Below are 12,591 nucleotides of genomic sequence, written 5' to 3'. Positions count from 1 at the left end.
GAACCGCGAGGTCGCCGTCAGGCGATTACTTCCCTTCGAACTCGGGGTCGTCGTCGCCGAAGAACGCGTTGATGCCCTCGTGGACGTCCTCGCTGCCGACGACGTGCCCGAAGCCCATGGACTCGACTTCGAGGCCGGCCTCGTGGTTGTCCCAGCCCTTGTGCATCGCGCGCTTCGTGAAGCGCTGTGCGAGCGGCGGGCCACCGGCGAGCTTCTCGGCGTACGCGAGCGCCTCCTCGTCGAAGGACTCGGCGTCGTAGACCTCGTTCACGAACCCGAACCCTTCCATCTCCTCGGCGGGGAAGCGCTCGGCGGTGAAGATGATCTCCTTCGCGCGCCCCATGCCGACGATCCGCTGGAGGCGCTGCGTGCCACCCCATCCCGGGAGGAGGCCGAGGTTGAACTCGGGCTGCCCGAACTCGGAGCGCGAGGAGGCGACGCGGACGTCGGCGCACGTCGCGAGCTCCATCCCGCCGCCGAGACAGTAGCCGTCGATGGCGGCGACGACGGGCATCTCGATCTCCTCGAGGCGCCCGAACGTCTCCTGGCCGTACTTCGAGAGCTCGACCGCGCCGAAGGGGTCGGCGCCGCCGCCGGCGATGCTCATGAAGTCCGCGCCCGCGGAGAACGCCTTCGAGCCCGCGCCCGTCAGGAGGAGCGCGCGGACGTCGTCGTCCTCGTCGACCACGTCGATGGCCGCGTCGAGTTCCTCGATGAGTTCCAGGCTGATGGAGTTCATCTGCTGCGGCCGGGAGAGCTCGATCTGCGCGACCTTGTCCGCGGGGTACGTGAGTTCGAGCGTCTCGAAGTCGACCGCGCCGTCCTCGTCGTCGCCGTCGTCGTCGTAGAACCCGCCTTCCTCCGCGACCGTCGCCAGGTGGTCGAACGCCTCGTAGCGCGGATGCCCGTTCTCCTCGTAGGCTTCCTCGAGCGCCTCCGCGAGGCGTGCGACGCCGTACTCGTCCGCGAACTTCGCCGGGCCCTTCGGCCAGCGCCCGCCGAGCTTCACGGCGGTGTCGATCTCCTCGGGGCTGGCGACGTCGTCGCCGACGAGGAACGCGACCTCGTTCGCGAGCGCCGCGAGCAGGCGCTCCTTGACGGTCTCGCTGAACAGGTCGTCGTCCATCGGGACCTCCGCGCCGTCGCCGTCCTCGTAGTCGTAGAAGCCCTTCCCGGACTTCTGGCCGAACTCCTCGTTCTCGACCTTCTCGACCATCATCGGCGCGGGCTCGTAGCGGTCACCGGCGACCTCGTGCATGTAGTCGAGGACGTGGTAGCCGACGTCGATGCCGACGTAGTCCGAGAGCTCGAAGCTCCCCATCGGCAGGCCGATGTCGAACTTCGTGGTCGCGTCGACCTCCTCGATGGTGGCGACGCCCTCGTCGACGAGCCACGCGGCCTCGTTCATCAGGGGGACGAGGATGCGGTTCACGATGAACCCGGGAACGTCCTTGCGGACGCGGACGGGCGTCTTCCCGAAGTCCTCGGCGAGGGCCTCGACGAGGTCGAGGGTCTCGGTGTCCGTGTGCTCGCCGGAGATGACCTCGACGAGGTCCATGCGGATCGGCGGGTTGAAGAAGTGCATCCCGCAGAACGCTTCGGGGCGCTCGGTGAACTCGGAGAGGTCCGTGATCGAGAGCGAGGACGTGTTCGTCGTGAAGACGGTGTGGTCGGGCGCGTACTCCTCGACGTCCGTCCACGTGTCCTCCTTGACGTCCATGCGCTCGGGGACGGCCTCGATGACGACGTCGGCGTCCGAGACGGTCTCCTCGAGGTCGACGAGGGGTGTGACGCGGTCGAGTGCGTCGTCGGCGTCGGTCTCCGTGATCTGCTCGCTGTCCGCGAGCTTGCCGAGCGACCACTCGATTTTCTCGTAGCCACCCTGGACGAACTCCTCCTTGATGTCCCGCATGTTGACGTCGTAGCCGGCGAGGGCCGCGACCTCCGCGATACCGTGGCCCATGTTACCTGCGCCGAGAACTGCGACGGTGTTGACTTCTTCCAACTCCATGGACGAGAAGTCAACTGGCAATCGTTTCAAGGTTTCCCTTAGCGAGTCCACCAACTCCTGTCTAGTTTACCGGCGGGTGCATACCTTTTTAACGAACAATGCGTTAATGATTTACTATGGACTTCGCGCTCTCAGACGAGCAGAAACAGATCAAGGAAGAGGTCGCTCGATTCGCCGAGAACGAGATCGAACCGGTCGCCCAGGAGTACGACGTCGAGGAGAAGTACCCGTGGGAGATCATCGACAAGGCCGCGGACGCGGGCCTGCTCGGCGCGCACATCCCCTTCGAGTACGGCGGCGCCGACTACGGCAACCTCGAGTCCGCGCTCATCACCGAGGAACTGTTCGCGGTCGACCCCGGCATCGGCCTCTCCCTGACGTCCACGAGCTTCGGCGCGGACGCCATCATGGAGTTCGGGACCGAGGACCAGAAGGAGCGCTTCCTCGAACCCATCCCGACGGGTGACGCGATCATGGGCGCCGCGATCAGCGAACCCGACACTGGCAGCGACGTCTCCTCCGTCTCGACGCAGGCGGAGAAGGACGGCGACGAGTGGGTCATCAACGGGAACAAGATGTGGATCACGAACGGCTCCATCGGCGACTACTACGTCGTCCTCTGCGAGACCGACCCGGACGCCGAGGGCCGCTACAACGGCTTCAGTCAGATCGTCGTCGAGTCCGACCGCGACGGGTTCGAGGCGGACAAGATCACGGGCAAGCTCGGCATCCGCGCGAGCGACACCGCGGAACTCATGCTGAACGACGTGCGCGTCCCCGAGGAGAACCTCATCGGGAACCGCGGCATGGGCTTCCTCCAGCAGATGCAGTTCTTCGACGAGACCCGTACCGCCGTCGCCGCGCAGGGCGTCGGTATCGCGAAGGGCGCGAGCGAGGCGGCGCTCTCCTACGCGCAGGAGCGCGAGCAGTTCGACCGCCCCATCAGCGACTTCCAGGCCATCCAGCACAAGCTCGCCGACATGCACACGCGCACCGAGGCGGCGCGCATGCTTACGTACAAGGCCGCGTGGAACGTCGACCAGGGCGAGGACATCACGCAGCTCGCGTCGATGGCCAAGGAGTTCGGGTCGCGCGTCGCGGTCGACGTCGCGAACGAGGCCGTCCAGATCCACGGCGGCGCCGGGTTCGTGAACGACTTCCCCGTGGAGCGGTTCTACCGCGACGCGAAGATCACGCAGATCTACGAGGGCACGACGGAGATCCAGAAGAACATCATCGCGCGCGAACTCCTCGGCAAGGGCTACTGACCGTCGCGTCCGGCGACCGGTCGGCGTCGGCGACCGACCTCTGAACGACGTGGGTGATTCCCACACCGGCTGCACGTTTTTTGCCTCGTCCACGAGCAGCGGTCTCCGTGACGGACGTGTTCGCGCGAGCGCTCCACGAATGGTTCCACGACGAGTACGACGGCCCGCTCCGGTACCGCGACGGCGAGGAGCCGGTCGAGCACGGGGTCGCGGGGTACTTCGAGGCGTGGTCGCTGGAGGACGGTGACGCGCTCGCCGGGCTCGACGCTCCGGTCCTGGACCTTGGGGCGGGCGCAGGCCGGCAGGCGCTCGCGGTCCAGGAGCACGCGACGGCTCCCGACGGCGAACGACCGGCGGTCAGCGCGGTGGAGCCGAGCGAGTTGCTCGCGTCAGTCCTCCGCGACCGCGGCGTCGACCGCGTCGTGCAGGCGGACATGTTCTCGCTCCGCGAGCACTTCGAGCGCGACGCGTTCCGCGGGGCGTACAGCGTCGGCACACAGGTCGGTATCGCGAAGTCGCTCCCGGGACTGCGGGCGTTCCTCGGCGACCTCACGCACGTGACGACGCCGGATGCGACCGCGGTCTTCGACGGCTACGACCCCGACCACGAGCGGACACGCGACCTGTTCGGGTTCCGCGAGGACCCCGCCGGCGAGCACGCGTTCCGCGTCGTCCAGTACGAGTACGACGAGCAGCTCGGCAAGCCGTGGCTCTTCCAGCTGTTCACGCCCGACGACGTCCGGGACGCCGTCGCCGACACTGCGTGGACGGTCGAGTCGATACGCGAGGGTGGCGAGGGCTGGGAGCACGCGTACACGGTGACGCTCGCCAAGCAGTGACCCGCGAAGGCGACCGACCCGAGGCGACGAACGACCCGCGGAGGCGACCCACCTGGGGAATCGAGCGCGTCAGGCGAGTGCGTCCTCGCCGCGGTAGACGAGGAGGTACGCGGTGGCGAGCGAGAGCGACCACGCGACGAACATCGGGAGCGGGTCTCGGGGCGCACGCCAGAGGTCGAAGACGAGGACGAGCGTGGAGACGACGAGCACCCAACCGATGGCGGCGGCGAATGCGGCGACGACGAAGTGCCCGAGGCGGTCGAAGGAGTACGTCCCGAGTTCGAACGCGGCGGTTCCGACGACGCCGATGCCGAACGCGAGCGGGGTGACGATAGCGCCGAGTGGTTCGCCGAACGCGTCGTCGCCGAGGGCGAGGAACGGGAGCGAGACGAGGACGAACGCGAAGAACGTGTACACGACCTCGACGCCGAAACCGAACCACGCCTGCAGTCGTTGTTCGAGGTCGGCCATGCTCAGGTGGTCGCCGCTCGGTCCCCTGAGGGTTTCGGTCCGCGGTCGTGGCCGTCGGTGGACGAGGTCTCGCTCGTCGGGGGACCGGGTCGTGGCCGTCGGTGGACCGAGTCGCGACCCTCGCTGGATCGAGTCGTCCCCGCCGGTGTCACCGGAAGAGTTGGCGTTCCTGCCAGTAGACGACGGCGTACGCGGTGGCGAGGGCGAGCGTCCACGCGGTCGCGATGGGTGCGGGGTCGCCGGGGACGGTGGCGAGGTCGAGGGCGAGGACGACGCCGGCGACGAGTGCGCCCCACGCGAGCGACCCGGCGACGGCGACGAACAGGAACTCGCCGAGGCGGCCGAGCGACCAGTCGCCGGCGACGTACGGGTAGCTCGCGCCGAACGCGAGGACGAACGTGAGGACGGGAACGAGCGCTCGGAGGGTCGGTGACCCGACGAGTGCGCCAGCCAGTGCGAGGGTCGGGTACGCGATGGCGGCGACGCCGAGGAAGGCGAACGCGAAGTCGACTGTGGCGAGCAGCCACGACCGGACGCTGCCGGTAGTGTTCTCCATACCGACAGTACTCTCCTCGGATACCTGATGCTATCGGTGTGGTGAGTGATGGCGTGTCCCGGCAACTCCTCCCGGGTCGACAGGCGCGAGACGCGTCGTCGACCCCCTCAGGACGCGCCGAACGACGACGCGCTCCCCTGCTCGTAGTCGACGTCGACGGCGTCGCTGTAGACGCCGACGTACGCGGACGCGAGCGGTTCGTGCGCCGCGGCGGAGCGCGCCAGCGTCCGTGAACGCTAACCGCCAGGAGGGCGTACGCTCGCTCGTGTCAGACGACGCCGAGCCAGCCGCGAGTGACCCGCACGCGTTCCTCCGGAGCGACGAGATACTCGGCCCCTTGATCGCCGAACACGGCGAGTTGCACGTCGAGACCGCCGACGACCTCTTCGAGCGCCTCGTCACGTCCATCCTCCGCCAGCAGGTGTCGATGGCGAGCGCCGCCGCGACCCGCGAGCGCCTGTTCGACGCGGTCGACGTGACGCCCGCCGGCATCCGGGCCGCCGACGACGACGTCCTCAGGGACGCGGGACTGTCGCGTCAGAAGACGCGGTACGTGAACGAAGTCGCGGACGCGTTCACCGAACACGGGTACAGCGTCGAGTCCTTCGCCGACGAGCGCGACGACGCGGTTCGGGACGCCCTCACCGCCATCACGGGCGTCGGCGAGTGGACCGCGAACATGCAACTGTTGTTCGCGCTCGGCCGCGAGGACGTCTTCCCCGTCGGCGACCTCGGCATCCGCAAGGGCATGCAGCGCGTGTTCCCCGACGGCGAGGACCTCACCCGGAGCGAGATGCGCGAGCGCGCCGAACGCTGGAAGCCCTATCGGAGCTACGCGAGCCTCTACCTCTGGCGCGTCGACGAGGACCTCGCCGAGAGCGTCGACGAGGTCGTCGAGGACTGACCGCGACTCCGACCGGACCGGTCGCATCGACCGTCGCGACTGCCCCGACCCAAAGACCGATTGGTGGGGGCGTCGTCGGATTCTGCCATGACCCAGACGCGAGCGTGGCTGCTGGTGATGTCGGCGTGAGCGCTCGCGCCGACGCGCTCGACGGCGTGCGAGCAATCAGCCCGTTCCTCCTCGGCGTCGTCCCGTTCGGGCTCGTCTACGGCGTCACCGCCGTCGACCGCGGCCTCCCGCCGACCGTCGCCGCGGCGATGTCCGCGGTCGTGTTCGCGGGCGCCGCCCAGCTCGCCGCCGTCGAGTTGCTCGCCCGAGGCGCACCCGCAGCCGTGGTCGTCGCGACCATCCTCGTCGTGAACCTCCGCTATCCGATGTACGCCGCGAGCATCGCTCCGCACTTCCGGGCGTTCTCCAGTCGCTGGCGCGCGTTCCTGGCGTACCTCATGACCGACCAGGCGTACGCGGTCGCGCTCGTCGACTACCAGGAGCACGACCGGAGTCCATCGCGTCGCAAGTGGTACTTCGTCGGCGCCGCCGCGACGCTCTGGGTGGCGTGGCAGCTCTCGACGATAACGGGCGTCCTCGTCGGCGCGCAAGTCCCACCAGGGCTCTCGCTCGAGTTCGCCATCCCGCTGACGTTCCTCACGCTCCTCGTCCCGAACGTCAAGGGCGCACCGAGCGCGGTCGCCGCCGTCGTCGGCGGCGTCGGCACCGTCGTCGGCACGAACCTCCCGTACGACGTCTCGCTCGTCGTCGCCGCACTCCTCGGTGTCGTCGCCGCGACCGCGCTCGAGGTCACCCGCAACGACCCGAACGACGCACCGGCAGGTGACGGCTCGTGACCGCCGGCGACGCCACCCTCTGGCTCGTCGTCCTCGCCGGCGGGCTCGGGACGTTCGCGCTCAAGGCGTCGTTCGTCGTCGTCGTCGGCCGCGTCGACGAGATTCCACCCGGGCTCGAACGCGCACTCGAGTTCGTTCCCGCAGCCGTCCTCGCCGCGCTCGTCGTCCCCGCGGTCGTCGTCGTCGAACCAACGGCCACGGTCCTCCCCGCGGTCGCGTACTCGCCGAAACTCCCGGCCGCGGCACTCGCAGCGCTCGTCGCCTGGAAGACGGAGAACGTACCCGCGACCATCACCGTCGGGATGCTCGCGCTCTGGACGCTCGAAGCGCTCTGACTACTCCTCGAGGCTCTCTTCCTCTTCCTCGTTCGCCTCGTCGCTCCCGTCGACGCGCTTGGAGACGTCGACCTGGTAGTTCCCGAGGATATCCCGGCCGAGCAGGAGCGGGTAGTCCATGTGACTGCGGTCCTCGACGCTCGCCGTGACCGTGTGCTGGCGGCCGCCGACGCCGACCACGAGGTCGACGACCGGCCGGGACTTCCCGGACTTGAGGCTCCCGGACTTCACCTTCATCACGGACTTGATCGGGCCCGCGCCGATCTCCGCGGCGAGACTCGTGTCGATGCTCGTCCGCGTCGCGCCCGTGTCTGACTTCGCGACCACCGTCTTCGAGCCCTGCGTGCCGTGCACGACGACCTCCTCGGTGTACCCGACGATGACGGGTTCGTCCGAGTCCGACGTCGGCAGCCGCGGCTTACACGACGGCACCGAATCGTCGAGGGTCGCCGACAGCTCGCGAACGCGCTCCTGGTCGACCGTCCCCCCGGCGCGCTCGATGGCGAGCTTCGCGATGTACGGCGCCGGACTCCGCCCCGTCGCCTCGTACAGGCCCTTGAAGCCCGCGGTCGGGTTCACCTCGAGGACGAACCAGCCGTCGTTCCCTTCGACGATGTCGACGCCCGCGTAGTCCAGGCCGACGACCTCGGAGGCCTTCGTCGCGATGTCGACGACCTCCTCGGGGAGGTCGTCGGTCGCGTCCTCGACGCTCCCACCGAGTGCGACGTTCGTCCGCCAGTCGTTGTCCGGCGCGTACCGGTACATCGCGCCGACGACCTCGTCGCCGACGACGTAGACGCGGATGTCGCGGTGCTTCTGGCCGTCGCGCTCGATGAGCGACTGCAGGAACGCGTACCGGTTCCCGACCTTCGGGTTCACGTGCTCGTCGCGCGAGACCTTCCACGTCCCACCACCGTGCGTGCCGATGGCGGTCTTGTACACCGCTTCCTCGCCGAAGTCGTCGCGCGCGGCGTTCAGCGCCATCGAGTCCAGTGCCATCAGCGCGTCCGGGACCTGGATGTCCGCCTCCGCGAGCGCACCGGCGGTCGCGAACTTGTGGGACGCACGCAGCGTCGCGTTCGGCGTGTTCAGCATCGGTCGCAGGCTCTGGATCGTGTTCGCGATACCGAGTTCCTCGCAGGGCTGCTCGGTGTTCGAGAGCAGCATCCGGTTCGCGACCACGTCGACGTCCGGTGTCAGCTCCACGTCGTCACCGCGAACGCGGATCGTCGTGTTCTCCTCGCGGAGCCACTCGGGTTCGTGGCCGAGGTCCTCGACCGCGTTACAGATGGCCTTGGACTCCTTGCTGTTGTGGAAGCTGAGAACGCCGACGCGTACACCGGAAGAACCGTTCATGTCCATACCCACTCACGGGGGTTCCAAAAACGTTCCTTGATAGACGCGTACCAAGCGCGTGAGGGTCTCAGTCACTGTTTCCCCGACAGGTTCGACGTGACCGCCGGACGGCGGCGGCTTTCGTATCCAAGCCGTCGGCTGTCCGTCTCGCGCGACCTGAACCTGGAACGACAGGGAGCCGTGAACGATAGCGGCCAGAGGATGAGTCGCGCGGAGTTCAGAGGTACGACGCGTCCCAGCGCGTCGCCTTCCGACGGTTCTCGCAGTCGTTACACTCGACGACCCCCATCGAGTCCATCGAGACGTCGAACGAGTGGCACGCGCCACAGAAGAACCCGTACTTGCGCTCGCGGCCCGGGTCGCTGTACGCCGTGTACAGCGGGCCCTTCGACCCGCGGTCGGCCTCGCTGTAGCTCACGTACACCGACCGGCCGTCGACCTCGTACTCGTCGAGGCTCTCCCACTCCGTCCCGCCGGAATCGCCCTGGACGTAGATCGCTTCGGCGTAGGACTCGTCGCCGACCTCGACCTCGCGGTCGCCGGCGCGCGTGAACCCGTGCCCCTCGTAGAACGCCGTCCCGAGGTCGTTCCCCTCCAGCACCACGCCAGTGATGCGTTCCGCGCCCGCGTCGACGAGCGCCTCCTGTGCGCGAACGAACAGGCGCGACCCGACGCCGTCGCCGCGAGCGTCCGGATGCACGTGCAACCAGAGCACGCGTCCCTCCACGGGGTCCTTCGACACCGTCTCCGCCTGCACGAAGCCGACGACGTCACCGTCCTCCACGGCGACGTACAGGAGCGCGCCCTCGGCGGTCACCTGCGCCGCGAGCGTGTCGGCACCGTACCATTCGTCGAGCGCGGCGTCGATGGTCTCCGGGTCGAGGAACGAATCGTAGGACTCGTGCATCGACGCCGCAGCGGTCCTGCGCATCGCTTCGAAGTCGTCGGCGGTTGCGTCGCGAACTTCCATGACAACAACTACGACACCAACTGTAATAACGGTCGGTCCCTCTTGACACGACGCGACGGGACCTGCAGGCATTTACGTGCCGACGACCGAAGGCGAGTCATGAGCGACGACGCGGCGGACGCGTTCACGTACAACGGGGGCCGCGTGGACCCCGGGGAGACCGCGAACATCCGCTACGGTATCAGCGAGACGTACCTCGGTGACCCCGTCCGCATCCCAGTGACCATCATCAACGGCGAGCAGGCCGGCCCGACCGTGTTCCTCTCGGCGGCCGCGCACGGCGACGAACTGAACGGCATCGAGGTCGTGCGCGAGGTCGCCCACGAGTGGGACCTCGCGGACCTCCGCGGGACGCTCGTCTGTATGCCCGTCCTGAACGTCCCCGGGTTCCTCGCGCAGCAACGCTACCTCCCGATCTACGACCGCGACCTGAACCGGTCGTTCCCGGGCCACGAGGACTCGACGAGCGCGAAACGCATGGCACACCGCATCTTCACGAACTTCGTCGAACCGTGCGATCTCGGCATCGACCTCCACACGTCCACGCGCGGTCGAACGAACATGCTCCACGTCCGCGCCGACATGGCCGACGACGAGGTCTCGCGTCTCGCGAACGCGTTCTCCTCGAACGTCATCATCTCCAGCGACGGCCCCTCCGGCACGCTCCGCCGGGAGGCCAGCGACGCCGGCGTCCCCACCATCACCATCGAGATGGGGGAAGCCCACCGCTTCCAGCGTCGCCTCATCGACCGCGCGCTCGACGGCGTCCGGAGCGTCCTCGCGGAGTACGGCCTCCTCGCACAGGAGGCCGTGAGCTGGCCGGGCTGGCGGACCGTCGTCGAGGACAACGACGAGAAGACGTGGCTGCGCGCCGACGCCGGCGGCATGGTCGACATGCACTTCGAGTGCGGGAGTCTCGTCCACGAAGGCGACCGCATCTGCACCATCACCAGTCCGTTCAAGGAGGACAACACCGCCGTCGAAGCCCCCTTCACTGGCGTCCTCGTCGGCATCCTCGAGAACCCCGTCGTCTACCCCGGGAACCCGCTCTGTCACCTCGTCGAACTCGACGAACCGACGCGGCGCGCGCTCGAACGCGACCAGACGCCGACCGCCGTCGACGCGCCCGCGAACGCCTGACCGAACAGCGCGACCGCGACCACCGGCGCACCGTCGCGCGACCGAACGGATCCGGTTCGAATCCCGCCAACCGTCGCTCGACGACCGCCACCTCGCCCCCCGACACCACCCAGCCAGCGCGAACCCCGGTCGCGACGCCGTCGAACCGCCAGCTATGACGCCGAGGTAGTAACTTCTATACCGGTACGGTCCAAGCGTCCCGCATAGAGCATGAGCCAGTCTTACAACCGTGGTCTCGTCGAGGACTTCGGCCGGTGGAAGGAGTTCCAGGCCGGCATGTGGGCGTGGATATTCCACAAGTTCACCGGATGGATCCTCGTCGGCTACCTCTTCACGCACATCGCAGTTCTCAGCACCGCAATCCAAGGACCGGAGTCGTACACGACGACGCTCCAGAGCCTCGAGAGCATCTTCGTCGTCCGCATCCTCGAGATCGGCCTGCTGTCGACGGCGGTCTTTCATATCCTGAACGGCACCCGCCTACTGCTCGTCGACCTCGGCATCGGCCTGGGGAGTCAGGACAAGAGCTTCTACGCGTCGCTCGTCCTGACGGGCGCGATCGTCGTCGCGAGCGTCCCGACGTTCCTCGCCGGGCTCGGAGGTGGCGTCTGATGGCGGCCGAGACCAGCGGTGCGCCGACGTCGTTCGACCGCGGCGGCTGGGGCTGGCTCTTCCAGCGTATCACTGCAGCGTTCCTCATCGTCGTGCTCGCGTTCCACTTCTTCCTCCTGCACTTCTATCACCACGCGTACGAGGTGACGTTCGCGGGGACGAACGCGCGGATGTCCGACGTCGGGTACTTCGCGACGATGTGGCTGTTCCTCGTCACCGCGACGTTCCACGGCGTCAACGGCATCTACAACGCGATGGTGAACCAGGGCATCACGGGCACGCAGAAGCGCGCCGCGCAGGGCATCCTCGGACTCGCCGCCCTCCTGCTCGTCGTGCAGGGGACGCGCGTCGCACTTCACATGAACGGGTTCCTCTAACAATGAGTACGCAGATTCCAGAACAGGAAGCGGAGGCGGAGTCGAGCGCCGAGGCGGAGGCGGACGCGTCGGCCGAATCACCCCAGGAGAAGCGGATGGCCAAGAAGGCCGAGTCGGCGTCGTACCGGGACGCCCAGAAGAAGGCCCAGGAGGAGATCGAGGCGGCCGAGAGGGCCGTCCAGCTGAAGGTCTTCCGGTACGACCCCGAGGTCGAGGGCAAGCAGGAGCCGCGGTTCGACGAGTTCCACGTGCCCTTCACGAAGGGGATGACGGTCCTGGACGCGCTCATGTACGCGCGCGACCACTACGACCCGTCGCTGACGTTCCGCCACTCGTGCCGGCAGGCGGTGTGTGGGTCGGACGCGATGTTCGTGAACGGCCAGCAGCGACTGTGCTGTAAGACCCAGATGAGCGAGCTGGAGTGGCCGGTTCGCGTGGAACCGCTCCCGCATCAGGACGTCGTGAAGGACCTGGTCGTGGACATGCAGCACTTCTACGACCAGATGCACTCGGTGGAGCCGTACTTCCAGGGCGACGAGAACGCGCCGAGTGGCGAAGAGCAGAAGCAGACCCGCGAGAACCGCGAGAAAATCAAGATGAGCACGCGCTGCATCTGGTGTGGGGCGTGCATGTCCTCGTGTAACATCGCGGCGGGCGACAACGAGTACCTCGGGCCGGCAGCGATCAACAAGGCCTACCGGTTCTACATGGACGAACGCGAGGACCAGGAGGAACTCGAAGAGCACCGGCTCCGCATCCTCGAACAGGAACACGGCGTGTGGCGGTGCCAGACACAGTTCTCCTGTACCGAGGTCTGCCCGAAGGACATCCCGCTCACCGAGCACATCCAGGAGCTCAAGCGCGAAGCCGTGAAGAACAACCTCAAGTTCTGGTAGACAACTTCAAG

Annotated in this window: 14 protein-coding genes; 9 read left to right on the top strand and 5 right to left on the bottom strand. The window is 67.7% G+C overall.

All coding sequences use genetic code 11. The annotated features are described in order from the left end of the window. Positions 1-25: 25 nt before the first annotated feature. Positions 26-2,011 (bottom strand): 3-hydroxyacyl-CoA dehydrogenase/enoyl-CoA hydratase family protein, encoded by a 1,986-nt coding sequence (locus LI336_RS00730; protein ID WP_227130704.1) that lies wholly within the window; start codon positions 2,009-2,011, stop codon positions 26-28. A 116-nt stretch (positions 2,012-2,127) separates the two neighbouring features. On the opposite strand from LI336_RS00730, the gene LI336_RS00725 reads away from it, so the two are divergent. Continuing rightward, a complete protein-coding gene (locus LI336_RS00725; protein WP_227130703.1) occupies positions 2,128-3,279 on the top strand; it encodes an acyl-CoA dehydrogenase family protein in 1,152 nt (383 codons plus the stop codon). Positions 3,280-3,386: 107 nt separating this feature from the next. After that, positions 3,387-4,118 carry a class I SAM-dependent methyltransferase gene (locus tag LI336_RS00720; protein WP_227130702.1) on the top strand — a complete coding sequence of 244 codons (732 nt, stop codon included), beginning with the start codon at positions 3,387-3,389 and terminating at the stop codon, positions 4,116-4,118. 69 nt (positions 4,119-4,187) lie between these two features. Here LI336_RS00720 and LI336_RS00715 read toward each other — a convergent pair whose 3' ends face one another. Next, complete coding sequence (locus LI336_RS00715) at positions 4,188-4,589, bottom strand: hypothetical protein (RefSeq protein WP_227130701.1); 402 nt, start codon at positions 4,587-4,589, stop codon at positions 4,188-4,190. A 148-nt stretch (positions 4,590-4,737) separates the two neighbouring features. Next, positions 4,738-5,145 (bottom strand): hypothetical protein, encoded by a 408-nt coding sequence (locus tag LI336_RS00710; RefSeq protein WP_227130700.1) that lies wholly within the window; start codon positions 5,143-5,145, stop codon positions 4,738-4,740. Positions 5,146-5,410: 265 nt separating this feature from the next. Between LI336_RS00710 and LI336_RS00705 the strand changes: the two genes are divergently transcribed. The 3 genes from LI336_RS00705 (at position 5,411) to LI336_RS00695 (ending at position 7,229) form a co-directional block, all read left to right on the top strand. Next, positions 5,411-6,049 (top strand): DNA-3-methyladenine glycosylase family protein, encoded by a 639-nt coding sequence (locus LI336_RS00705; protein WP_227130699.1) that lies wholly within the window; start codon positions 5,411-5,413, stop codon positions 6,047-6,049. A 125-nt stretch (positions 6,050-6,174) separates the two neighbouring features. After that, a complete protein-coding gene (locus LI336_RS00700) occupies positions 6,175-6,894 on the top strand; it encodes an AzlC family ABC transporter permease (protein ID WP_227130698.1) in 720 nt (239 codons plus the stop codon). After that, positions 6,891-7,229 carry an AzlD domain-containing protein gene (locus tag LI336_RS00695; RefSeq protein ID WP_227130697.1) on the top strand — a complete coding sequence of 113 codons (339 nt, stop codon included), beginning with the start codon at positions 6,891-6,893 and terminating at the stop codon, positions 7,227-7,229. Before LI336_RS00700 ends, LI336_RS00695 begins: the two co-directional genes overlap by 4 nt. Here the strand turns inward: LI336_RS00695 and LI336_RS00690 are convergent, their stop codons facing one another. Together LI336_RS00690 and LI336_RS00685 are read right to left on the bottom strand one after the other, a co-directional pair. Next, on the bottom strand, positions 7,230-8,585 hold the full coding sequence (locus LI336_RS00690) for a RimK family alpha-L-glutamate ligase (RefSeq protein WP_227130696.1): 1,356 nt from the start codon (positions 8,583-8,585) through the stop codon (positions 7,230-7,232). A gap of 217 nt (positions 8,586-8,802) precedes the next feature. Further along, positions 8,803-9,555, bottom strand: coding sequence for a GNAT family N-acetyltransferase (locus LI336_RS00685; protein ID WP_227130695.1), 753 nt, complete (start codon positions 9,553-9,555; stop codon positions 8,803-8,805). A 99-nt stretch (positions 9,556-9,654) separates the two neighbouring features. Between LI336_RS00685 and LI336_RS00680 the strand changes: the two genes are divergently transcribed. From LI336_RS00680 to LI336_RS00665, 4 genes are all read left to right on the top strand, one after another. Beyond that, on the top strand, positions 9,655-10,695 hold the full coding sequence (locus tag LI336_RS00680; protein ID WP_227130694.1) for a succinylglutamate desuccinylase/aspartoacylase family protein: 1,041 nt from the start codon (positions 9,655-9,657) through the stop codon (positions 10,693-10,695). 210 nt (positions 10,696-10,905) lie between these two features. Continuing rightward, on the top strand, positions 10,906-11,307 hold the full coding sequence (sdhC, locus tag LI336_RS00675; RefSeq protein ID WP_227130693.1) for a succinate dehydrogenase, cytochrome b556 subunit: 402 nt from the start codon (positions 10,906-10,908) through the stop codon (positions 11,305-11,307). Continuing rightward, complete coding sequence (locus LI336_RS00670; protein WP_227130692.1) at positions 11,307-11,684, top strand: succinate dehydrogenase hydrophobic membrane anchor subunit; 378 nt, start codon at positions 11,307-11,309, stop codon at positions 11,682-11,684. The genes sdhC and LI336_RS00670 overlap by 1 nt, the downstream gene beginning before the upstream one ends. 2 nt (positions 11,685-11,686) lie before the next feature. Further along, on the top strand, positions 11,687-12,580 hold the full coding sequence (locus LI336_RS00665; protein ID WP_227130691.1) for a succinate dehydrogenase/fumarate reductase iron-sulfur subunit: 894 nt from the start codon (positions 11,687-11,689) through the stop codon (positions 12,578-12,580). The last annotated feature ends 11 nt before the right edge of the window (positions 12,581-12,591 follow it).

The organism is Halorubellus salinus (assembly GCF_020567525.1).
In the GTDB taxonomy this organism is placed as follows: Archaea; Halobacteriota; Halobacteria; order Halobacteriales; family Natrialbaceae; genus Halorubellus; species Halorubellus salinus.
This window is presented reverse-complemented; position numbering and strand designations above follow the sequence as displayed.